Raw genomic sequence first — 21,237 nt, 5'->3', positions numbered from 1 at the left:
ACAGAGTTTTAAACCATTGTTTCAGGAGCGGGTATTGCGTTTTCTGGTTAGCAGATTACGTTTCTTGTTTTTTGTGATCGCGGTAAATACTGGTGAGCACGAAAGGCTAACCTGAGGATTTTCTTAAGAATTAGCTGAAACAGGGGGGGACAGGTCAAAAGAGCGGTGAAAAAAGTGTGCGGGGGGATGTGGTAAATGCCTGAAAGTAGCTATAATGCGCCCCGCCTCCATGTAGCAATGCAGGCGCGGAAGATCGTCATCTCCGGTGAGGTGGCTGGACTTCAAATCCAGTTGGGGACGCCAGCGTTCCCGGGCAGGTTCGACTCCTGTGATCTTCCGCCAAAAATTTCTACTCAGATTATTTTATTCTTTATTCAAAAACTTTATATCATAAACTTCGCCCTGTTATTCAGGTAGATACCACGAAATCTTATCTTGTATGTCATTAGGGATATTTTCTAATTTATCAAAAACAATATCGTCCTCACTAATATATTTAATATGCTCTTCAACTAAATCAATATCTTCAGGAGAAAACCCATATCTAAGCAATAAAGTATGAATAGAATTTAATGTTCCATATTTTAGCAACCCCATCATTTTCATGGCATTATTATCTTTAGTCTTTTCATAATAAACGCGGAATGCTCCCATAAACGCATCCGTGAGTGAAAAAGAGATTACAGTATCTAAATAGTCATACGTATCGAATACAATTCGATCATAACTTACATTCTTAGCTTTAATATTGTTGAACATTGAATATGCATTTTCTAAATTAATATCGGGTATTTTACTCGCTGGTTGTATAAATGGAGCATCACCATTTCTATTTTCATCGCGATTAGAAGCATAGCTATATCTAATCCCAACGATTTCCTTAAAAGATTTACCTTGGATAAGGTAAAAGAGTATTGTTATTGCATTATCAAAGACGTTACTCTCTCCTTTCAATAAATCCCTGCCGATATAAGACTCAAAAACAAACTTTAGATTTGAACGAACTATATCTCTTTTTATTTTATTGCGTTCACCTTTGAGAGAGCTACCATCGGCATTTTCAAATATGATATCTAATGCCTCTTTAATGCAAAAAATAACATCCACTCCAGATATTCTATTTATTCTTGAAACTGGAAGATTATAATTTTCATCAAATGAACCATCAAAAATTGAAGAAACAAGCTCATTCATGTCATGAGTGGGATCATCTAAAACATTTTTCAAAATTGAATTCTCACTCATTTTAAATGTTGAAGTTATTCTCTGAGCAAGCAACTCTGGTCTTTTTGTATAAACATAACCATAGTCAAATACATTTTCTTTTGTTAACCTTCCACTTCGTCCTATTAGATTCTTAAATGCTAATCCTCGCTCTTTATCATTATCTGCCTGGATTCGCATGTTCACTAACCAAATAATATCAAACGGCATATTTATACCTTGAGCTAATGTGCTTGTAGCAAAACAGATTTTCGCATAACCACTTCTGATAAAATCCTCAATAAGAAATCTTACTTCCAATGGAACTGAACCATGATGAATCACGACACCAATCTTAAGCAGATCTACTAAAGTTGATTTATGACCGTGGTTATTAGCGCCCAATAACTCTTCAACTTTAGATATAATATTCAGAGCTTTTTTATTAGAGATAGCATTAAAGCGATTTATAAACTTTTCAAAATCCTTTTTGAAATGGCCATTGTATAATGAAGCTTTCGAAACATATACTAGTACTGATTTTGAACCATCAAAGGCAAATTCTTCGAATGAACCATCGAAAGGAACAGCTTTATTAAGTAAATGTCCTTTTTTTATATATGGAGAGAAGTAATAATCTTTCTCATTCGAATGTTTAAAAACAAAAACTTTCCCAACAGTATTATGTGGATAAGCGTGTGAGTAAGACTTGCTGAGATCCAATCCATGTTTTTGCATTTGTGCATTAGGATTTTCAACAAATGGATGGGCAAAAACCAATTTCGCATTTTCAAAACTTGACTTTATTCTTCTTACCAGTGCATCAAATGTAACTCCTCTTTCCTTTTCTTCACAGACTTGTGCTTCATCAAAGAAAAATAAGTCTATTTTTAACTTATTGCGAATTGGGAATAAATCCCTTGCTCTTTCAGGGGTTAAAATAAAAATGCGTCGCAGACCTATTCTGTTGTTGAATATTATGTCAGCAAAAGACGATATCATTATATTTTTTGATTTTCCAAATTTATCTCTGAGATTATTTATATATTCAGCAATTAAAGCCCTCGAAGGAACAATTATAACAACATCTCCTTTCAATTCTTCAATGTAGTCTTTTACAGAGAATGACTTTCCTGCACTTGTTGGTGCGGAAATAGAAACATATTTTTCTTCTTGAATCGCTAACCTTATACTGGCCTGGACAGGCGTTAAGTATTCCTTAAAAAGTCTATGGTTTGTTCTTCCAATTCCTGACAAAATAAATGAAAACAAATCATCTGGTTTAGTATTTTTATAAAACAACCCTAACTCCAAAACTATCCTATCTTCATAGAAAGAAAAATCTTTTTGGTGGAATAATTTATAATAGGTTAACTTTTCTAATAATTTGTTGTCTATTGGACCTTTTGTATGTAGCTGCAGAAGCAAAGATTCAATATTCTCGCTGGGATTTACATCTTCTTTTATCTTCAGAATTGCTGTTTTCATTTACAAATCACCCCCACAAGATATACTATACTGCACTTACTTAAGAGATTTTTTTCCTTCACACTTTCTAAAGCATTTTTGATAATAAGATCATAGTTTTCAGAGTTTATTGAAAATGCAGCAACCACACCGAAACACTCGTTATCTAGGTTGTCACAAACTTCTTCCCCTGCCAATTTTTCCAAATGAAGTACATCTCTTAGATGTTTTTCTACATTTATAAAATCAATAATTTGTGTTAAAGCATCACCATGTGGATTAGAAATACCTGAATACTTTGCCTCACCAAAATTGACCATTTTTTTAGGACAAACCGTATGAAAATCAAATCCTTCATTTTGTTTTTTTTGAGGTTTCCAAAGCTCTGCAATTGGAAGAGAAATATGATTGAAAAGTTTATTTAATGCTCTTGACGCTCCCATTGAAACCATTATCTCACCAAACTCAACGCCGATATCCTTTTCAGATGAAGATTGAGCTTTTATTTTGTTGAATATATCAACTAATAATTTCGAAGTTTCCTCTACAGTATACCTATAACATCTTTGTGTACGAGCATCTAAATCCATCATCCATGATTTATTCAAAACTATTCTCGTTAATTCTTCTGCAATTTTTTTTATAGTTTTTATTCTTATTACACATATTTTCACCATTACTTCAGCGCTGGTTAATTCATCATGGTAACATCCCCAATCAACATCATCTTGTGTTCTAACAATATTTTTATTATTCATATAATTCAGCCCTTATTCTTTGAAACAATGAATAACTGTCTAACTGAAAAAAAATATGATTCTGGAAGAAAGAATTAATTTTTGATTTGATTAATCTACAACGATTAGAGGTAAGTAACAATGCTGTTTAAAAAAACAGCATTCCACCTAAAAGACTTATTCATAACAGTTATAGATGTATACTCTATTGCTTGTTGAGCCTTAATTTACAAGCTTCCTTCACCCACTTACTAAAATTCCCTTTCCCCGCAGCCTTCTCAATCTGCTCCAAAAGCTCATCCTCAAACCGGATGTTCTTCATCGTGCTCTTAGTACGGTCAAAATTTGGTTTCTTTTTCTCTTATATGGTAGGTACCACTTCGGGTAGTTTATCTGCATGTGGTACCTACCACATGGGTTCGGAAATTTGACAACGCCCAGCAGTGTTGGAGCACTAAAGGGCGTCTAACCTCACCAACTATCAAGGAGTTGATTATGGCTGATTCGCATTCTACCCCAGACACCGACCAATCCGGAACTGAGCGTTCGTTAATTGTGGGATATCGCCCGAATGTTTACGACAAATCCACGCCGAAAATCATCCTTTCCGGAAAGTGGCTGCGCGCAGCGGGGTTTGATACCGGACATCAGGTCACGGTAAAGGTCATGAAAGGATGCATCGTTCTGGTGGCGTATAACGAGCAGGAGCAAAGGATTCTGGACGATTACAAACGCACTAAAGCAAAGTTATGCCAGATCGAGAGCACGCTGGCGAGCCTGCAATTATCATAACCGTTCCAGCTGTTATCCAGTTGGCTGCTGAGCATGCAGCCAATATAAAAAATATGGAATGCCAGATTTCTTACATAACATCCAAAAAGCAATCGAACCCAACATGTAATGCTGACTTACAAGTTCAACATTTGATGACATTCATCATTTCAATAAGTTATACTATTTTAATTTATCATTTTTATTATGATGGTAATGAAGCCATAACTCAACGCTATACCTTTTAAACATCTATCCGCGAAACTAATACGTCGCAAAGAGCAATATTCAGTTAACCCCCAAATTTCATTTGCTTTTCTATTTTGAAATGAAAGTCACAATTTAAATCCATAATAAAGAGTAGTTTCCCTCAGTCTATAAAAGGAGATTGAGATGGCTATACCTGTTTACTTATGGCTCGAGGATGATTCAGGCCGTAGGATTAATGGATCTGTCGATATAAAAGATCGCGAAGGTTCGATAGAAGTGATTGAATTTATGCATTCTATAGAACAGCCTATAGATAAATTCTCCGGAAAAATCACAGCAAAACGCATTTGTAGTACCTATGCATTCATGAAAGAGATTGATTCATCATCCTCTTATCTCTACAAAGCCTTGTGCACTGGACAAACACTAAAAAAAGCAGAGTTTATATTTTACAGGATCAACTATAACGGACTTGAAGAGGCTTACTTTAAGACAACTTTAGAAAACGCAAGAGTTGTTCAAATTGAACCTATCATGTTTGACATTAAACACCCGCAAAACGAACACTATACACACCATGAATATGTAGATCTGACATATGAAAAAATCACATGGCACTACATTGATGGAAACATCATTCACTCTGATACCTGGAAAGTGCGCGCTTAAGGAGAAAGTATGTCTTGGGAATATGATGTAAAAGAGCATAAATTTTATCTGGATGGTGTCTACCAATTTGATGCAGATTACGCAGGAGCAAGTGGTTACAAAAACGATCCGTCACAAGAATGTGTAAAAAACAGCGGACCGCTGCCACGAGGTACCTACACTATTGGGTCCCCTCATAATTCAGCCCATACTGGGAAATATACTCTCAGCCTCACGCCCAACTCGACAAATGATATGTGTGGTAGAGACTCATTTAAAATACATGGTAAAAGCAGTTTGCACCCCGACGACTCTTCAGAGGGCTGCATCATTGCTCCCCTGAGTGCCAGAAGGAGTATCTGGAAAAGCAACGATACGGTATTGATTGTCAAATGAAGCATTTATTTTGTTTATTGCCATTACTCGTTGCAGTCAGTTCGCACGTCTCAGCGACGGAAATGACCGGCTTCGCGACCCGATATTACGATGAAGACGGCGGCTCGCTGACGGAAATTTCAACAACGATGCCCCTTACTCCAATCATCACCATCGGTAAGAAAACCGTGCAAATGGAGGTTACTCACCTGTCAGATATCACCAGCACACCAGTCAACAAAGACAGTTCCGCTCGTTGGGTCTGCCTTCATGACAACGATGGCACAAATTACTGGTTCATCTCGGATAACGAAATGGGTGCAGGATTGTTAACTGCGCTAATTATAGCCAAAGATGGCATCCATAACGAGTGTGCTAAAACAACGGAACCTGTCAGAGTCTCGGTCGCTAATGTTCCATTATTAAATGCGACGCATGGCAATTTAGTCGCATTGTTTGGCAAGAAAGAGATCGCCAAAAAGAAAGCGATGCTTTTTTATCAGGAGACGCCAGTACAGAATGGATTCATCCAGAGTAATACGGTCTCTTATTACTTCGATGGCGAAAAAGTGCGTGGCGTAATCATCGGGCAAATTACCAGTAACTAGCTTGCAGACTCCCTCTCCAGAGGGAGAGGGCGTTAAACCTGCCCACCCAACCGCATATGCAGCAACGGAAACGGATTCCCCTGCCCGTCCAGTTCCGAGCGCCCGACCTGCTCAAACCCCATATGGCGATAAAATCCCACGCCCTGCGGATTCTGCTCATTCACATCCACCTCGTTTACGCCAAACTCGGCGATGGCGTATTTCAGCAGCAATTTCCCGACGCCCTTCCCCCGGCTCGCGTCGTCAACAAACAGCATTTCAATGCGGTTTTCATCCACGCCTAAAAAGCCGTGAATAATGCCTGCATCATCGCGAGCGATCACGACTTTGAGGTTAGGCAGATAGGCGTTAAGCAATAGCGGGCGCAGCGCCGCAATATCGCTTTCCTGTAAAAAGTAATGGGTGGTGCGGACGGAAGATTCCCAGATCGCGACCAGACGTTCGAAGTGTGAGGGGAGTGCGGTTTCTATTTTCATGGGGGGATCATTATAGAGCGCGGCGATTAAATCAAGTATCCAGAAGCATGGAGGCAATAAACTGAAGACCTTAAATGAAGTTATAAACTCTCGTACCTGTGAAAGTCGAGTGCGTATCAGGGAAATGGCCCGGAAGTTGGTTCAGGAGACGGGTCAGCAGATAGAGCATGAAAAGCAAGAATCCCCAACAGACAGTGAGAATAAAGAAACCAGCTAATCCTTCATGGCAGTTGTTCGGTTAAACCGAACAACTGAGGAACGGTAAATATTGTAGCGCCCTGTCCCCCCCTCACCCTAACCCTCTCCCTCAGGGAGAGGGAACTGACCGTGCGGTTTTTCATCCCCTACCCTAATCTCCATCACCGCGTACACGCCGTCCTTCGGCACCACCACGGTAACATTTTCCACCGGCACGCCCGCCGCGAGGTGAATATCCTGCAGCTGCTGTAACGACCTAGGGTAAATATCCTCCCAGCCGATACCCCGCAGCACAAAATCAATTTGCGGGCTGCTGGTGAGCATGTTTGACACAATTACCGCCCCGCCGGGCTTGACCAGCCGCAGCGCGCGCTGGAGGAAAATCACCGCGTCGGTATCGTTGAAGTATTCGAAAATCCCCAGCGCGTCGACCAGTTCGGCCTGCTGCTCGCCCAGCTCCAGCAGCAGATCTTCGTTACGCACCAGCGTATGGAGCAGGTTGCGCCTGAGCAGGGTCAGCTGTTCCCCCACTACAATCCCTTCCTGTGCCGCCATGGTTTCAGCCCAGCTGAGCGCCACCGGGTCTTTGTCCACCAGCGTGAGATACACCTGCTGGCCGTCGAGCTTTGCTTCACGCAGCGCCTCCAGCACCGGGATGGCGGCACCGCTCGCGAGGCTGACCCAGTTGTTCTCGCTCTCATTATGAATGTACTTATCCACCAGCGCGGCCAGCACTCTGGCGCGGGAGCGCACGCCAATCGCATCGTTAGCGTGGATAAACCACTGGCGGCTGTCGCTGTCCATTTTCGTGCCGTCGGGCAGGCGGTCTTCCAGCGGGTTTTGCACCACAAACAGCGCCAGCGCGGAGGGCACCAGCCGGGTGCGCCACGCGGTGAGCGCCGGGCGGTTGCGGAAGGCCTGTTCGGAATAGCGGTTCTGGGGAACCAGCACGGCCTGCCCCCCTTCGTCGTATTCCACCCTCGGGGGCCGGAGCGCTGGCTCGGCTTTCAGGGCGCGGTCAAGGGAGGCGATCTCGCGGGCAGCGTCGTCTTTCATCGGCCACTGGTCGCTGACGTCGGGAAATGACGCGCTGAAAATCGTCATATTTTCCGGTGCATCGCCGCGAAAAGGCTGCCAGTTCATGTCGTCTTCCCTCCGTTAGGCTTTTAACGGAAGTCTATCCAGGCGAGCCAGTAATACCCTACGAAGAAAGCACGAAATAGGTGCATCAGTTCTGCGACGTGCGCCATACCCCCGGCGTGCAGCCGTACTCGGTCTGAAAATGACGAATAAAGTGGGCGCAGTCGCTAAACCGCATCCGTCGCGCAATATCCGTAACGCTTTGCTGAGAGTTTTTCAGCAGCCAGCAGGCATAGCGCAGCCTGGCGCTGCGAATAAATTCCCGCGCCGTTTTGCCAAACTCGGCGTGAAACAGGCGGTTAAGCTGGCGCTCGCTCAGCTTAACGTCCTGCGCGAGCCTGGCGGCGTTCAGCGGGTGAGTCAGATACTGTTCGACGATCGTCACCGCCCTGCGCAGCCGTGAATCAGGGATCATGGCGATATTCGCGGGCCGCGGCGTGGCGGCGTCATGCGGAGGAAGGGACAGCCGCCGGGAGGTGGTGGCCGCAATGTCGTCTCCCCCGTGGGCTCGGATAAGCGCCGTTACCAGGGTGAGCGTTGAGATCCCGCCCGGGCAGGTCAGCAAATCGCCTTCGTCGATAAAATCGAGGCCTTGCTCAGCATAAACCTGCGGAAAGCGTTGCGTGAAAACGTCATGGTGATGAGGATGAATCGAGGCGCGGCGCTCGTTCAGTAAGCCTTCCTCCGCCAGAATAAAGCTGCCGGTACCAATACCTATCAGGGGAACGTTGTTGTGATAAGCCTCCGTGAGAAACGCTCTGTCGCCACGGTGCCCCTGGTGAAGGTGCTCCAGGCCTCCACCAATTACCGCAATGTAGTCGAAGTCACCGGGCGGCGCATGGGCGGCCTCCGGCCGCAAGCTGAGCCCTGAGCTGCTCACTACCGGTAAGTCGGGATAAGTGCTTATATGACTGAGTCTAAAGCGTATTTTCTGGCTACGCTTCTGGACGCTGGATGCAATACGTAACGCCTCTATTAATCCTGAATATGCGAAAAGCGAGAAATGGGGCCACAGGAGTAAACCCATATGCAGGGATTTATTCCGTGCAGGCGTCATTCTGACGCTATCATCAATTATATTTTTCATTAACTTGCCGAAGAATAATTACATTATCGCAACATTATTGTTGCTGTTATATTTTCCTAAGATAGGTCCTGGCTGTTAAATCAAGCATAAATGATGGTCGCAAAAACTTAAAAATATTTCTCCTTGTCGCTATCCGTTTTTTGACGTGTGGCACACATAGGTCGGCAGCGTCCCCAGAATAAATAAATAGTTCTCATTCTGCTGTTTCTTAATACGCATATAAATATTCTTATTCGGATAGATAAAAAATAAGGGCTCGTACTTCTCCAGCCAGCTGTCGCTGATGTTGTCGTCCGGAAATTTCATATTGCGTATGGACGTCAGATTATAGACGCTGTCTTTGCGCTCAATCTGAAAGAAAACTTTGCGATTCAGGGTCTTCGTGGGATCGCTTTTCAACCGGCCATTCATGCTGAGTATTCCGCTGTTACCCTCCACGGTGTAATTCAGCCACAGAGAGAGCGTCTCATCACGGTGATGCTGAATAAAGTTCGCCTGACAGGAAAAGGGCTGAATGTAATGGCGATGCCAGAGGTAATACGCCGCCACGACAGCCCCCATCAACAGGCACAGGCAGAGCGCAACAAGCGTTTGACGGTAGCGAACCATACTAGCGATCCTCTATAAAATAATCGGACATACAGCGGTTGGGTTCCGTCATCGGTCTGTCACAGCGAATGACCGACGCGCGAGGCAGCAGGATGTATCCGCTGACGTACACCCAGGGATAGTTCGCGCACTGGTCCTTAAACGGGGCGGCATAGGCCAGGGCTTTATCCCGGTCGCGCTGCGTTTCAATATCGCGAGAAAAATAGAGCTGGCATTCGCCCATCTTCATCGCGAAGCGGTACCCGTCGACGAAATAGCTGTCATGCAGCAGGTTATGGCTGATAACGCTCACGCCAGCCAGCATCAGCAATAGCACCAGCGCGCCCGGCAGCCAGAAGCGGCGCGTCGAGTCGGTCGGGGCGACGGTCTCTTCGCAGACATCCGGAGCAGCACGTTCTTCCTCATCAGCCTGCGGCTGCGTCTCTTTAACGGTGATTTGCGTATCGCTTGCGAGCGTCAGTCCAATCCGCGGGATAGTGACAATCGGATCGGTTTCAAACCCCACTTTCTTCAACCCCTTACGCAGAATAGAAATATTCTGGTAGTAGGTATTAGGCGAAACCAGCATCCCCCGGCGCTGCCAGACAATATCCATGCACTCCTGTTGAGTCACAATACTTCCGACTCTTTCTATTAATAACAACAAACAGCGCCCCGCCGGGGAATTTAATACCACCACCCGGTCAGGATTGTTGAGATCGCGTAATGTGCTGGCCGCTGGATGAAACTCTACCAGGCCATTAATAATGTAATGCTTATGCATAGAATGGGCTAAATACCTCCGGTCAACGCCTGTTGCTCCAGTAGATTCCCTTCACGGTTAACATGCGTATCCCTCGCCTGTGTAAGGATTAATGTGACGGATAAATGCGCAACTGTATATCCTGGCGCCTGGCGAAAATTCTTATTTTTCCTTTCTCTTTATCTGACGGGTCTAAAGTTTTCTTAACCGCTATTTAAAGCCGTCTTGACACTGACAAAACTCGACAAATCCGCCCGTTGAACGGTTTAGCCATCATTGTCTGAATTATTCAGCACCCTTAATTTGTTTTTTTAACAAAAAGGAGAGAGGACGGGCGTTCCCGGCGGGTTTCAAAATTATGCCCCATTCGAAACCTGTCGTCTTAATTAACAATTTCGGCACGGAACTGTTAGTCACCGTCAGTAACAACCCGCGTCGCATGACGTCCCCAGACTATTTCCTTACAAAACATTTATTAAAGCTAACTTTTCAATAAAAACTATCGGTATGATTATTTACAGGCAGATAAGCAAAAGCCGGTTCAGCGAGGAGAAATTGACGCTACACCTAAACCGTACTTAAAACAAATTAAGATTAATTCAGGTTACCTCTTTTACGCCCTGAGTATAGTGGGCTCACACCGTGCAATGCTTAATTGCTTCGAAAATACAGGCATCGTTCTGCCAGACAGACGAGTCTCATTACAATTATAAATCGAGGGAATGACATGGCGAATAAGCTCAACAACACACGTCATTTAAATATCGCGCTATTAGGTGGAGATCACTTTGCGCGCCAGGGGATCGCCGCGTTATTAAAAAATATTGTCCCGGCTATGCAGATTACGGCATCGATCGATAATTACGCGGAGATCGAAACGATACTCGCGGCCGCACCGGTAGACGTGATTTTTTTATCCGGCATGGAGAAATATCACGCGGGATATGACTGCCTGAAATATATCAGGAAGATGAAAGTCCTTTATCCCGACGTACTTATTTGCATGTATTCCGCACCGGCAAATTCCTGGCTGTGGATACGCGGTGAAATAGACGCCTATCTCTCGCTGCAGGACCCGCTTTATCACTGGCGAGCCAGCGTATTAAAAATGGTCGATAGCCGTTATCGCCCAATAAAAAAACCCACGGCGTTATCGCTGACGCCGGGTGAATGGAGGGTATTGAAGGAACTGCGAAAGGGTCTGGATATGCGTTACATCGCCGAAACAGAGCAGCTTTCTTACCGTCGTGTCAGCGCGTTAAAAAGCTCAGCGATAAGAAAACTCGGGCTCAGGAACAAGACAGATTTGCTGGTCTTTTTAACCAGTTAGACCTGCTGCTTTCAGAGCAAATCTCGACATAACACCATAATGGAATCAGGACAATGAAAGCTCAATTCAATAATAAAACGCTGCTCGCGATCGCTATTGCGGCATTACTGCCAGCGGGCACGGCTCTGGCTGCCGGCACCAGCGGCGGCACGGTGAACTTTAGCGGCAAAGTGGTGACTTCCGCCTGCGCCATCAGCGCAGGAAGCGCCAACATTGACGTGGATATGGGTGAAGTGCGTACCGCAACGCTGGCGACCGCCGGCAGCGAAGCCAGCACGGCAAAAGCGTTTGCCATCACCCTGGAAGATTGCGAAATCGCCGATACCTCAGCCTCTACGGATGAGAACCCGATTGCCGCCACAACCGTGGCCGTCACCTTCACCGGCACGCCGGACACTTCCGATGTTAATAGCTTGTCCGTCGGGGCAAACGGCAGCGCCAACTCTGCGCAAAACGTGGCTATTCGCCTTTATGACGAGCAGGGCAACGTGGTTAAGCTGGGTGAACCCGCTTCGGCCATCCCTCTGCGTAAGGGTGCCAACACCCTGAACTTCAGCGCGAAATATTACTCGCCGAAGGGCGGCGCCACTGCGGGTGATGCCAGCGCCGTCGCAACCTACACAGTGACCTATTCGTAACCTTCAGGCCCGGTCTGCGAGCCGGGCCTGTCTTAGCTTTCAGGAGAAGCACTATGCGCGTAAACACATGGATTTGCCTGGCGGGCGCGTTATGTTCCTCCGCCGTCTATGCCGGCGGCGTGGGACTGGGCGCAACGCGATTGGTCTACTCCAGCGCCACCAGCCAGGCCATGATGCAGGTGAGAAACACCCATCCCGACGCCACGTTCCTGATCCAGTCATGGATGGAGAATGAGAAAGGCGAACGTACCAACGACTTCGCGATCACGCCGCCGCTGTACGTCATAAAACCGGCCAGCGAAAGCGCGGTGAAAATCATGTTTAACGGCAAAGCCCTGCCAGCGGATCGGGAGACGCTCTACTGGATGACGGTCAAAGCCATCCCCCAGCAGGCGAAAAGCGGCGCCGGGAATACGCTGCAGTTTGCATCGGCTAACCGCATCAAGGTCTTTTATCGCCCGGAGGGACTCAGTGAGACCCCGCGAGAGGCGTGGAAAAAACTGGCCGGTGCCTACCGTGCCGGAAAAGTGACGCTCAGTAACCCAACGCCGTACTACCTCACCACCATCAACGTGAAAATTGACGGTATGCCGGTGCAGCCGGTGATGGTGCCCCCGAAAGGCAGCGTGACGCTGGCTGAACGCTTCAGCCACGCGAGCAGCATGAGCTATCAAACCATTAACGATTACGGGGCATGGACCCCCGCCACGCGCGCGTCGTTATCCCAGTAATAAAAACAGTAAGGCGTGACCACGTGAAAATAAAAATCCTGTGCGCCACGGTGATCTCCCTGGTGATTCGGCAAGCCGTGGCTGCTGAAAGCGAGCTGCAATTTAATCCCGCGTTCCTCAACGGCGAGAGCGCAAACAGCGCCGATCTCGCCTGGGTCAACGCCGGGAGCGCGTTGCCGCCGGGTGATTACAATCTCAACGTGTATATCAATACGAATTATGCGTTCACGGGAAACGTCACGTTCCGCCTTGCTGAAGACAGCACGGGTGAAGCGCTGCCCTGCCTCACGCCTGAACAATTCGCCGCGCTGGGCATCGATAGCCATCAGGCGAAGGGCGGAGCGCTGCCGCTGGCGCAGCGCTGCATTTTCTTAACGAAGGCGTTTGCGGATACGCAGTTTGACCTGGACCAGAAGACGCTCACCCTGAGCTTCACCGTACCGCAGAGTGCGATGCGCAATTTGCCGCGCGGGTACGTCAGCCCGGAAAGCTGGGAGGCGGGCATTCCTGCCGCGTGGCTGAATTACGTGGTCAATGGCTCGAACAATGAGTATCGCGGCGAGACGCGCACGCGGGAACAGCAGCTGTTTGCGAGCCTCAACAGCGGCGTCAACCTGGGCGCGTGGCGGCTGCGTGATTTCACCACATGGACCAAAGACAGCAATGAGCTTACCCACGTGCAGACCTGGCTGCAGCGCGATATTCACGCCCTGCGCGCGCAGGTGTATGCCGGGGAAACGTACACCTCGGCGCAGGTGTTCGACTCCGTGGGCCTGCGCGGTATCGCCCTGAAAACCGATGACAACATGCTGCCCGCCAGCCTCAGCGGCTATGCGCCTGAAGTCCGGGGCATCGCGCGCAGCAACGCCACCGTGACGGTTCGCCAGAACGGCAATATCATCTATCAAACCTCCGTTCCACCAGGGGCGTTTGTGCTGAAAGATCTCTACCCGACCTCCTCGGGAGGCGATCTGGCGGTCACCATTCAGGAGAACGACGGCAGCAAAAAGCAATACACGCTTCCCTTTGCCAGCGTGCCGAACCTGGTGCGTAACGGACAGGTGAAATATGCCCTCGGCGCCGGGAAGTACCGTCCAACGGGCAATCAGGATGCGCCCTCTTTCGCGCAGGGCGAGCTGTTCTACGGCTGGCAATACGGCCTGACGTTTTACGGCGGGGCGCAGTTTGCCGATCGCTACAACGGCCTGGCCTTTGGGTTTGGGCAAAACCTCGGCCGCTTTGGCGCCTACTCCATCGACCTGACCCACGCCCGCAGCCAGCTGGCGGACGATCGGCACTATACCGGTGATTCGGTGCGCCTGCGCTACAGCAAGCTGCTGAACGACATTGGCACGCGGGTTAACTTCTTCTCGCTGCGCTACTCCACGAAAGGGTTTTATACCCTCAGCGACACCACGTACAAAGGCATGTCGGGCGGATCGCCAAAGCAGACGGTGGAAGACGATGGCACCGTCACCACCCAATACGACAACGTGTACAACCTGCGCATGTCGCGCAAGGCAAAAAACCAGCTGCTGCTGTCGCAGCCGATGGGACAATACGGCTCGCTGTCACTGTCGTGGGATCAGCAGACCTACTGGAACACGTCAAATACCACGCAAAGCCTGCAGTTTGCGTGGAACGCCACGTTTCGCAACGTGTCGCTTGGCGTCAGCGTCCAGCGAAGCTCGAGCCTGTATGACGACAAGAAAGATAACATCCTGTCGATGTCGATTTCGGTCCCGCTGGGCAACCCGACGCTGTCGACCCGCGCGCGCTTTACCACGACCCATGCGGACTCCACCGGCACCACCACCAGCACGGGCGTGAGCGGCTACCTGCCGGGTGAGGAGAATCTGTTCTACAGCGTCAACCAGCGCTACAGCTCCCGACAGCACTATGGCGGCGATGCCACCCTGCAGTACGAAGGCGCGTGGGGAGACTACAACCTGGGCTACAGCTACGCCAGCGACTCCCGCAACCTCAGCTACGGCATCAGCGGCGGCGCGGTAGTGCATGAAGATGGCCTGACGCTGAGCCAGCCGCTCGGGAACACCAACATTCTGGTAAAAGCGCCGGGAGCCAGCAACGTCGCCGTGCTTAACCATAAGGGCATCAAAACGGACAGCCGGGGCTACGCGGTGATCCCGTACGCCACGCCGTATCGCGTCAACCAGGTCGCGCTGGACGTGACGACCGCCGGCAATGACGTGGAGCTGGAAAACGCCATCGCCAACAAAACGCCTACCGACGGTGCCCTGGTTCGCGCCACCTTCATCACGCACCAGGGGGCTAAAGCGATGTTTATCGTGCGTCACGGCAACGACGTGCTCCCCTTCGGCACGCTGGTCTCGCTCGATGATGACAAAACCAGCGGCATCGTCGGCGATGGCGGCAGCCTGTATCTCTCCGGTTTGTCAGAGAAGGGCACGCTGAACGCCGTGTGGGGCCGCGGCAGCCGCCAGCGCTGCGCCATTACCTACGCCTTAAACAAGCAGAACTATAACGCCCGCACCGGTCTCTATTCTCAGGAGGTGGTATGTCAGTAACGTTCCGGATCGGCTGCATCGCACTGCTGGTTTTCGCTCTCCCCGTTCGCGGGTATGACGTGCTGGTCTCCGTCACCGGCAATGTGATTGGCAATACCTGCGTGGTTGCAGAGGGCTCTGAGGTGCAAAACGTGCCGCTGGGCACCATTGGCATCAAGCAGTTCAACCGCGCCGGAGCCGTCAGCAATATCAAAACGCCCTTTACGCTCAGGCTTGAAGCGTGCGGGCCAACCTTTGCTGGCGTAAAAATTCGCTTCAGCGGAACGCCGGATGATGCCAACCCGCAGCTGCTGAAGATTGCCGACGGTGGCGCTACCGGCGTGGCGGTGCAGATCCTCGATAAAGAGAGCGTACTCATTCCCCTGAACACACAAACCGCCGCGTACGGAATGGCGGGGGATGACAGCGTACAGATGACCTTTTACGCGCAGCTGGTAGCCACCGGCGCACCCGTGAGCGCTGGCGATGTGTCAGCCTTCGCCACATGGACAACGGAGTATCTATGATGCGTTTATTATTTCTTCTCGGCGGATTACTTTTCTGCGCCAGCGTGCAGGCTCTGGACTGGAAATCGGACATTACGCTCTCCCCTCAGCCGATGACCTACAGCGGGCCGGCGGATTCCGTGGTGCCGGGCAGCATTATCGGCTCGACCTGGAGCGCCACCGCCAGCGTGCAGCAGGTGTTCTGGTGCGGGATTGTTTTTACCTGCAACAAAGGCACGCTGCAGCCCAGCAGCAGCGCCATCACGAGCGGTGCGACGGTCACCGTCGACGGGGTGAACTACACCGTTTTTGAGACCGGCGTACCGGGCGTGGGGTATATCATCGGGCTGAAGGATTTTAAGGGAACAAAATACATTCCCCTGCAAACCGGTATCACGCAAAGCTACCCGGCAGAGGGCACCAGTGGGTTTGCCCAGGATCTGGGCTGGTCTGCAAAGGTCACCTTTATTAAAACCGGTGCCGCCCTGAAATCCGGCGTCTATAACATCCCGACCATCAACGCCGCGGTGCTCACCGCCTATAACAACGAAACGAAAACGGCGCAGGTGATTATCAGCCCGACCAGCATCACGGTAACCGCCAGCGGATGTACGGTTGGCAGCAAAAACGCCAGCGTGGCGCTGGGCACCATCGATATGCGTACCCTGCCCACGGTGGGAAGCACGTCGCCATCGGGAACGTTTACCGTTGGCCTGACCTGCGACGCGAACGTGGCGGTTCACGCGGTGATGACCGATCAGACCACGCCGTCGAACACCTCGTCGGTGGTGACCCTGACCGGAGACTCAACGGCGTCCGGCGTTGGGGTGCAGTTTTTCTACAACGGCAGCGGGCCGCTGACGATGGGGCCGGACAGCTCGGCCGCGGGCACGACCGGCCAGTTCTTTATCCAGAGCACCACGGCGGCGCAGACGCTCACGTTACCGTTCCAGGCGCAGTACATCAGAACCGGTGAACTGGTCCCCGGCTCGGCCAACGCGCTGGCCAGCATTACGTTTTCCTACCAGTAGGGGCTACTGCTTCACCCACACCAGCTGGTCAACCCGGAAGCCCAGACTGCGCGCGGTGTTCAGGTAATCCTGCTTCACCGCATCCGGAATGGTTGGCGTGCGCGACAGGATCCACAGGTAATCGCGGTTCGGGCCGCTGACCAGGGCGTACTGGTACTTATCGTCCAGCCTGATCACGTTGTAGCCGCCGTAGAACGGGCCGAAGAAGGAGACCTTCAGCGCGGCGGTGGTCGGCTCGCCGGTGAAGTACGCTTTCCCTTCGCTCTCATTCCACTTGTTCTTCACCGGATCGTAGCCCCGGTTAAGCACGCTGATCCCGCCGTCGCTGCGCTTGCCGTAGGTCGCCGTCACCTGCTCCAGCCCGCGTTCGAAGCGGTTTTCCAGACGGGCGACTTCGTACCATTTGCCGAGATAGCGGCTGGCTTCGAAGTTGGTAATAGGCTGCACGCCTTTCGGCGGCGTGGGGGATTTACAGGCGACCAGCGTCAAAGCAATCGCAACACCGGTCACAACAGGCCATAGCTTCATGAGAATTCCTTTCATTTGCACGGTTGGATGTTAAGTGTAGTGCACCGTTTCGGCGCTTCATCCCCTTCGGGAAAATTCGTAGTATATTGAGAGTATTCCTCCACTCTGGACACGGACATGGCTTACTCCATCGGCGAATTCGCCAGACTCAGCGGCATCACCGCCACCACCCTGCGGGCGTGGCAGCGTCGCTACGGTTTACTCAAGCCACAGCGCACGGAGGGCGGCCATCGCCAGTACAGCGATGAGGACGTCCAGCAGGCGCTAAAAATTCTCGACTGGGTCAAAAAAGGCGTCCCGATCGGCCAGGTCAAACCTCTGCTGGAGCGCCCGACGCCGGGTCGGACCAACAACTGGCAAACCCTGCAGCAGAACATGCTGCAACGCCTGCAGGACGGCAAGGTCGAGTCCCTGCGCCAGATGATTTACGACGCCGGACGCGAATACCCCAGGCCGGAGCTGGTCGCGAACGTGCTGCGCCCGCTGCGCAGCCAGGTCTCGGCCAACGTCGCCGCCGCCATGACCCTGCGTGCGATCCTCGACGGCATCATCATCGCCTACACCTCGTTTTGCCTCGAAGGCGATAAAAAAGCGCCGGGCGATAACATTCTGCTCAGCGGCTGGCACCTGAACGACCCGTGCGAGATCTGGCTCGAAGCCTTAACGCGCACCGGGCAGGGCCACCGAATCGACATCCTGCCGGTTCCGCCTGACGCGCTGGCACCGGAAATTTTCCCGGAGCGCAAATGGCTTCTGGTCATCAGCGGCAAACTCACCGCCGGGCGGAAAAAACAGGTGGAGCAGTGGCAGCAGCAGGTATCGCTTGAAGTGATTATCCTCTGATAATTTTCTCCTGCGGGAATCTTCACGAAAAGTTGAATATTTTCCCGCGCCGCAGATGCTAACGTTTTCCTGTGACGAATAACTCAACAGGAAAACACCATGAAAAAAACTGCCCCTCTGCTGATCCTGGCCTCGATGGCCTTTGCCCCTGCCGCCTTTAGCGCCCCTGCCGGCACGCTGAGCGTCCATATTCTCGACCAGCAAACCGGGATGCCGCCATCGGACGTGACCGTTACGCTGGAGAAACAGCAGCAGGACAAATGGACCCCGATTGCCAACGGCAAAACCGACCACGACGGCCGCATCAAATCGCTCTATCCGCAGGATCAGGACATGCAGCCTGGCGTGTATAAAGTGACCTTCAAAACCGCAGAGTACTTCCACGGCAAAAAGCTGGACTCCTTCTTCCCGGAGATCCCGGTGCTGTTTACCGTGACCCGCACCAACGAGAAGCTGCACATCCCGCTTCTGCTGAGCCAGTACGGTTACTCTACCTACAAGGGTAGTTAAGACCCGTTGATTTTAAAGGAATAAAAAAAATAGTTCCTCTAATACTTGGACAAATTAGTCATGTTGTGTAAGTTTTAATTATATGAACGGGAGGACTACACCATGACAACGAAACCTGTGCTCGGTATTAGCGGATGTTTGACCGGATCCGCCGTTCGCTTTGACGGCGGACACAAGCGTATGGGCTTCGTCATGGATGAGCTGGCCCAGTGGGTGAATTTCAGGCCCGTCTGCCCGGAAATGGCTATCGGTCTGCCGACGCCTCGCCCGGCCATACGCCTGACGCTGACGGACAGCGGCGAAACGCAGCTCCGTTTCAGCAAACCGCCTCATGATGACCTCACGCAGAAAATGACCGAGTTCACGGCGGACTATCTGCCAAAAATCGGCGATCTGTCGGGATTTATCGTCTGTGCAAAATCCCCAAGCTGCGGCCTGGAACGCGTGCGGCTGTACGATGAAAACGGCAACCGGGGCCGCAAGGAGGGCGTCGGGCTGTTCACCGCCGCCCTTCTTGAAACCTGGCCGTGGCTGCCCGTCGAGGAAGACGGTCGGCTGCACGACCCGGTGCTGCGGGAAAACTTTATCGAGCGGGTATTTGCCCTGCACGAGCTAAACACGCTGCGCGCTAAAGGTCTCACGCGACGTGGGCTGCTGGATTTCCACAGCCGCTATAAATTGCAGCTGCTGGCGCACCATCAGGCGGGCTACCGTGAAATCGGCCCGTTCGTTGCCTCGCTGCACGAGTGGGAAGACCTGGACGCCTTCTTCGTGGCGTACCGGGAAAAACTAATGACCATCCTGAAAAAACCCGCCTCGCGGAAGAATCACACCAACGTGCTGATGCATATCCAGGGGTATTTCCGTAACCAGCTGAACACCCGCCAGCGCGGCGAGCTGCGCGACGTGATCCTGCACTATCGCAACGGACAGTTGCCTATTCTCGCCCCGATCACGCTGCTGAAGCACTACCTGGCCGAATACCCCGACCGGTATCTGATGACGCAAAACTACTTTGATCCCTATCCTGATGATTTGGGTCTGCGTCTGGCAGTCAAGTGATCATAAAAATGCGAAGGCCCCATTGACCCGTAGAGGCCCAAAGCAGTACCCCGTTTAGACGACATCCTCACTGTCGTCTCTTTTTTGCATTTCACCTCAAAGACTGTGATTATATACAGGCTTATTCTGCGAAAGGGGCCTGCCTGTGATCAACACCCTGCACATTCAAAACTACCGCTCCATCCGCGACATGTCGCTGGAGCTGGAGCAGCTCAACATCGTCTTCGGGCCGAACGGCACCGGGAAATCCAATATTTACAAGGCGATACACCTGATGCACAGCGCCGCCCAGGGGCAGTTTTCCCAGGCGCTGGCGAACGAGGGCGGCATTCTGAAGGTGTTCTGGGCAGGCAAAACCCGTAGCGACCAGCTACGACGGATGAATCTGGCCGTGGAAACAGAGTCCTACGAATACGAGCTGCAGGTCGGGTTTGTGGAGAAGCTGCCCTATCCCTCGCAGTTTCAGCTCGATCCGGTGATCAAAGAGGAGTCCATCTGGCTGAGCGGCCAGCACCGTCGGCCTTCATCACAGCTGATGAAGCGTAAGAACCAGGCGGTGTTTCTCAACAACGTGCATCACGAGAAAGTGACCCACAGCGGCACGCTGTACGAGAACGAATCGGTGTTCGGACAGCTCGGCGAACCGCATCTTTATCCGGAAGTGTCGCAGATGCGTGAGTCCCTGCGTAACTGGCGCTTTTATCATGAGTTTTCTGTATCAATTGGCTCGGCGATGCGCGCCCCGCAGGTCGGCTTCCGCTCCCCGGTGCTGGCCAGCGACGGCGCCAACCTGGCGGCCGCGTTTCAGACCATCGTCGAGATCGGCGACGAGCTGCTGCTGATGCGCATCCTTGACCAGGCCTTCCCCGGCTGCGTGTTTTACAGCGACAACACCGGCGGACGTTTTCGCATGATGATGCAGCGCGAGGGGCTGAGCAGGCCGCTGGAACCGGCGGAGTTCTCCGACGGCACCCTGCGCTTTCTGTGCCTGGCGGTAGCGCTGTTAAGCCCGCGCCCACCGGCGTTTATCGCGTTGAACGAACCGGAAAACAGCCTGCACCCGCAGATGCTGCCCGCGCTGGCGAGCTTAATTGCCGAGGCCAGCCGCTACTCGCAGATCTGGCTCACCAGCCACTCGCCGGAGCTGGCAAAGTTGATTGAGAAGCAGAGGTCGTTTTCGCTGTATCAGCTATCGATGGTTGAGGGGGAGACGCGGGTGGAGAGGCTGGGGTAAGCCGCATTCTCTTCCTTTGAAGCCC

At 51.0% G+C, this 21,237-nt stretch carries 23 protein-coding genes and 1 tRNA gene; 15 read left to right on the top strand and 9 right to left on the bottom strand.

Annotated elements, in window-relative coordinates:
* Positions 1-247: 247 nt before the first annotated feature.
* Positions 248-342, top strand: a tRNA-Sec gene (locus WM95_RS00610).
* Positions 343-405: 63 nt separating this feature from the next.
* On the opposite strand, the gene WM95_RS00605 is transcribed toward WM95_RS00610, so the two are convergent.
* The 3 genes from WM95_RS00605 to WM95_RS27055 all read right to left on the bottom strand — a co-directional run bounded on the left by WM95_RS00605 (position 406) and on the right by WM95_RS27055 (position 3,729).
* Positions 406-2,691 carry a DEAD/DEAH box helicase gene (locus tag WM95_RS00605; protein ID WP_059445398.1) on the bottom strand — a complete coding sequence of 762 codons (2,286 nt, stop codon included), beginning with the start codon at positions 2,689-2,691 and terminating at the stop codon, positions 406-408.
* A complete protein-coding gene (locus WM95_RS00600) occupies positions 2,688-3,428 on the bottom strand; it encodes a hypothetical protein (RefSeq protein WP_059445399.1) in 741 nt (246 codons plus the stop codon). Before WM95_RS00600 ends, WM95_RS00605 begins: the two co-directional genes overlap by 4 nt.
* A gap of 184 nt (positions 3,429-3,612) precedes the next feature.
* Entirely contained in the window at positions 3,613-3,729 is a 117-nt protein-coding gene (locus tag WM95_RS27055; protein ID WP_127851071.1) for a YlcI/YnfO family protein, read from the bottom strand.
* 173 nt (positions 3,730-3,902) lie between these two features.
* On the opposite strand from WM95_RS27055, the gene WM95_RS00595 reads away from it, so the two are divergent.
* From WM95_RS00595 to WM95_RS00580, 4 genes are all read left to right on the top strand, one after another.
* Positions 3,903-4,199, top strand: coding sequence for a SymE family type I addiction module toxin (locus WM95_RS00595; protein WP_059445400.1), 297 nt, complete (start codon positions 3,903-3,905; stop codon positions 4,197-4,199).
* A 372-nt stretch (positions 4,200-4,571) separates the two neighbouring features.
* Positions 4,572-5,057 (top strand): Hcp family type VI secretion system effector, encoded by a 486-nt coding sequence (locus WM95_RS00590; RefSeq protein WP_063409707.1) that lies wholly within the window; start codon positions 4,572-4,574, stop codon positions 5,055-5,057.
* A gap of 9 nt (positions 5,058-5,066) precedes the next feature.
* Complete coding sequence (locus tag WM95_RS00585) at positions 5,067-5,432, top strand: tlde1 domain-containing protein (RefSeq protein ID WP_074166198.1); 366 nt, start codon at positions 5,067-5,069, stop codon at positions 5,430-5,432.
* Complete coding sequence (locus tag WM95_RS00580; RefSeq protein WP_231106848.1) at positions 5,429-6,019, top strand: hypothetical protein; 591 nt, start codon at positions 5,429-5,431, stop codon at positions 6,017-6,019. Before WM95_RS00585 ends, WM95_RS00580 begins: the two co-directional genes overlap by 4 nt.
* Before the next feature lie 32 nt (positions 6,020-6,051).
* On the opposite strand, the gene WM95_RS00575 is transcribed toward WM95_RS00580, so the two are convergent.
* From WM95_RS00575 to WM95_RS00555, 5 genes are all read right to left on the bottom strand, one after another.
* Entirely contained in the window at positions 6,052-6,495 is a 444-nt protein-coding gene (locus WM95_RS00575; protein WP_059446489.1) for an acetyltransferase, read from the bottom strand.
* Positions 6,496-6,789: 294 nt separating this feature from the next.
* Positions 6,790-7,836: a class I SAM-dependent methyltransferase gene (locus WM95_RS00570; RefSeq protein WP_063409706.1), complete on the bottom strand. Its 1,047-nt coding sequence runs from the start codon at positions 7,834-7,836 to the stop codon at positions 6,790-6,792.
* A gap of 85 nt (positions 7,837-7,921) precedes the next feature.
* Positions 7,922-8,860, bottom strand: coding sequence for a GlxA family transcriptional regulator (locus tag WM95_RS00565; protein WP_063409705.1), 939 nt, complete (start codon positions 8,858-8,860; stop codon positions 7,922-7,924).
* 189 nt (positions 8,861-9,049) lie between these two features.
* On the bottom strand, positions 9,050-9,529 hold the full coding sequence (locus WM95_RS00560; protein WP_023309865.1) for a hypothetical protein: 480 nt from the start codon (positions 9,527-9,529) through the stop codon (positions 9,050-9,052).
* 1 nt (position 9,530) lies between these two features.
* The gene (locus WM95_RS00555) at positions 9,531-10,292 is read right to left on the bottom strand and encodes a winged helix-turn-helix domain-containing protein (RefSeq protein WP_088544610.1); all 762 of its coding nucleotides are present in this window, start codon (positions 10,290-10,292) and stop codon (positions 9,531-9,533) included.
* A 706-nt stretch (positions 10,293-10,998) separates the two neighbouring features.
* Here WM95_RS00555 and WM95_RS00550 point away from each other — a divergent pair.
* From WM95_RS00550 to WM95_RS00525, 6 genes are read left to right on the top strand one after another with little or no spacing between them, the layout of a single operon-like run.
* Entirely contained in the window at positions 10,999-11,601 is a 603-nt protein-coding gene (locus WM95_RS00550; RefSeq protein WP_023309863.1) for a helix-turn-helix transcriptional regulator, read from the top strand.
* Between the two features lie 53 nt (positions 11,602-11,654).
* Positions 11,655-12,239 carry a fimbrial protein gene (locus tag WM95_RS00545; protein WP_023309862.1) on the top strand — a complete coding sequence of 195 codons (585 nt, stop codon included), beginning with the start codon at positions 11,655-11,657 and terminating at the stop codon, positions 12,237-12,239.
* Positions 12,240-12,292: 53 nt separating this feature from the next.
* Entirely contained in the window at positions 12,293-12,970 is a 678-nt protein-coding gene (locus tag WM95_RS00540) for a fimbrial biogenesis chaperone (RefSeq protein WP_063409836.1), read from the top strand.
* 23 nt (positions 12,971-12,993) lie between these two features.
* Positions 12,994-15,519 (top strand): fimbria/pilus outer membrane usher protein, encoded by a 2,526-nt coding sequence (locus WM95_RS00535; protein WP_063409835.1) that lies wholly within the window; start codon positions 12,994-12,996, stop codon positions 15,517-15,519.
* A complete protein-coding gene (locus tag WM95_RS00530; protein ID WP_063409834.1) occupies positions 15,510-16,025 on the top strand; it encodes a fimbrial protein in 516 nt (171 codons plus the stop codon). The genes WM95_RS00535 and WM95_RS00530 overlap by 10 nt, the downstream gene beginning before the upstream one ends.
* Complete coding sequence (locus WM95_RS00525; protein ID WP_032668285.1) at positions 16,025-17,035, top strand: fimbrial protein; 1,011 nt, start codon at positions 16,025-16,027, stop codon at positions 17,033-17,035. The genes WM95_RS00530 and WM95_RS00525 overlap by 1 nt, the downstream gene beginning before the upstream one ends.
* Before the next feature lie 3 nt (positions 17,036-17,038).
* On the opposite strand, the gene WM95_RS00520 is transcribed toward WM95_RS00525, so the two are convergent.
* The gene (locus tag WM95_RS00520) at positions 17,039-17,563 is read right to left on the bottom strand and encodes a lipocalin family protein (protein WP_008500115.1); all 525 of its coding nucleotides are present in this window, start codon (positions 17,561-17,563) and stop codon (positions 17,039-17,041) included.
* A 117-nt stretch (positions 17,564-17,680) separates the two neighbouring features.
* Here WM95_RS00520 and WM95_RS00515 point away from each other — a divergent pair, with 117 nt between their 5' ends.
* From WM95_RS00515 to WM95_RS00500, 4 genes are all read left to right on the top strand, one after another.
* Complete coding sequence (locus tag WM95_RS00515) at positions 17,681-18,406, top strand: MerR family transcriptional regulator (RefSeq protein WP_063409833.1); 726 nt, start codon at positions 17,681-17,683, stop codon at positions 18,404-18,406.
* Positions 18,407-18,505: 99 nt separating this feature from the next.
* On the top strand, positions 18,506-18,916 hold the full coding sequence (gene uraH, locus WM95_RS00510) for a hydroxyisourate hydrolase (RefSeq protein ID WP_023309856.1): 411 nt from the start codon (positions 18,506-18,508) through the stop codon (positions 18,914-18,916).
* Positions 18,917-19,018: 102 nt separating this feature from the next.
* The gene (locus WM95_RS00505) at positions 19,019-19,978 is read left to right on the top strand and encodes a YbgA family protein (protein WP_088544609.1); all 960 of its coding nucleotides are present in this window, start codon (positions 19,019-19,021) and stop codon (positions 19,976-19,978) included.
* 145 nt (positions 19,979-20,123) lie between these two features.
* Positions 20,124-21,212 (top strand): AAA family ATPase, encoded by a 1,089-nt coding sequence (locus WM95_RS00500; protein ID WP_063409831.1) that lies wholly within the window; start codon positions 20,124-20,126, stop codon positions 21,210-21,212.
* The last annotated feature ends 25 nt before the right edge of the window (positions 21,213-21,237 follow it).

Origin of the sequence: Enterobacter cloacae complex sp. ECNIH7, assembly GCF_002208095.1 — a bacterium.
GTDB classification, from domain to species: domain Bacteria; phylum Pseudomonadota; class Gammaproteobacteria; order Enterobacterales; family Enterobacteriaceae; genus Enterobacter; species Enterobacter cloacae_M.
The sequence above is the reverse complement of the archived record's forward strand: the minus strand, read 5'-3'. Positions and strand labels throughout refer to the sequence as shown.

Coding starts and splice junctions, on each gene's coding strand:
- WM95_RS00605 (WP_059445398.1), bottom strand. CDS start 2,691: ATGAAAACAGCAATTCTGAAGATAAAAGAAGATGTAAATCCCAGCGAG.
- WM95_RS00600 (WP_059445399.1), bottom strand. CDS start 3,428: ATGAATAATAAAAATATTGTTAGAACACAAGATGATGTTGATTGGGGA.
- WM95_RS27055 (WP_127851071.1), bottom strand. CDS start 3,729: ATGAAGAACATCCGGTTTGAGGATGAGCTTTTGGAGCAGATTGAGAAG.
- WM95_RS00595 (WP_059445400.1), top strand. CDS start 3,903: ATGGCTGATTCGCATTCTACCCCAGACACCGACCAATCCGGAACTGAG.
- WM95_RS00590 (WP_063409707.1), top strand. CDS start 4,572: ATGGCTATACCTGTTTACTTATGGCTCGAGGATGATTCAGGCCGTAGG.
- WM95_RS00585 (WP_074166198.1), top strand. CDS start 5,067: ATGTCTTGGGAATATGATGTAAAAGAGCATAAATTTTATCTGGATGGT.
- WM95_RS00580 (WP_231106848.1), top strand. CDS start 5,429: ATGAAGCATTTATTTTGTTTATTGCCATTACTCGTTGCAGTCAGTTCG.
- WM95_RS00575 (WP_059446489.1), bottom strand. CDS start 6,495: ATGAAAATAGAAACCGCACTCCCCTCACACTTCGAACGTCTGGTCGCG.
- WM95_RS00570 (WP_063409706.1), bottom strand. CDS start 7,836: ATGAACTGGCAGCCTTTTCGCGGCGATGCACCGGAAAATATGACGATT.
- WM95_RS00565 (WP_063409705.1), bottom strand. CDS start 8,860: ATGGGTTTACTCCTGTGGCCCCATTTCTCGCTTTTCGCATATTCAGGA.
- WM95_RS00560 (WP_023309865.1), bottom strand. CDS start 9,529: ATGGTTCGCTACCGTCAAACGCTTGTTGCGCTCTGCCTGTGCCTGTTG.
- WM95_RS00555 (WP_088544610.1), bottom strand. CDS start 10,292: ATGCATAAGCATTACATTATTAATGGCCTGGTAGAGTTTCATCCAGCG.
- WM95_RS00550 (WP_023309863.1), top strand. CDS start 10,999: ATGGCGAATAAGCTCAACAACACACGTCATTTAAATATCGCGCTATTA.
- WM95_RS00545 (WP_023309862.1), top strand. CDS start 11,655: ATGAAAGCTCAATTCAATAATAAAACGCTGCTCGCGATCGCTATTGCG.
- WM95_RS00540 (WP_063409836.1), top strand. CDS start 12,293: ATGCGCGTAAACACATGGATTTGCCTGGCGGGCGCGTTATGTTCCTCC.
- WM95_RS00530 (WP_063409834.1), top strand. CDS start 15,510: ATGTCAGTAACGTTCCGGATCGGCTGCATCGCACTGCTGGTTTTCGCT.
- WM95_RS00525 (WP_032668285.1), top strand. CDS start 16,025: ATGCGTTTATTATTTCTTCTCGGCGGATTACTTTTCTGCGCCAGCGTG.
- WM95_RS00520 (WP_008500115.1), bottom strand. CDS start 17,563: ATGAAGCTATGGCCTGTTGTGACCGGTGTTGCGATTGCTTTGACGCTG.
- WM95_RS00515 (WP_063409833.1), top strand. CDS start 17,681: ATGGCTTACTCCATCGGCGAATTCGCCAGACTCAGCGGCATCACCGCC.
- uraH (WP_023309856.1), top strand. CDS start 18,506: ATGAAAAAAACTGCCCCTCTGCTGATCCTGGCCTCGATGGCCTTTGCC.
- WM95_RS00505 (WP_088544609.1), top strand. CDS start 19,019: ATGACAACGAAACCTGTGCTCGGTATTAGCGGATGTTTGACCGGATCC.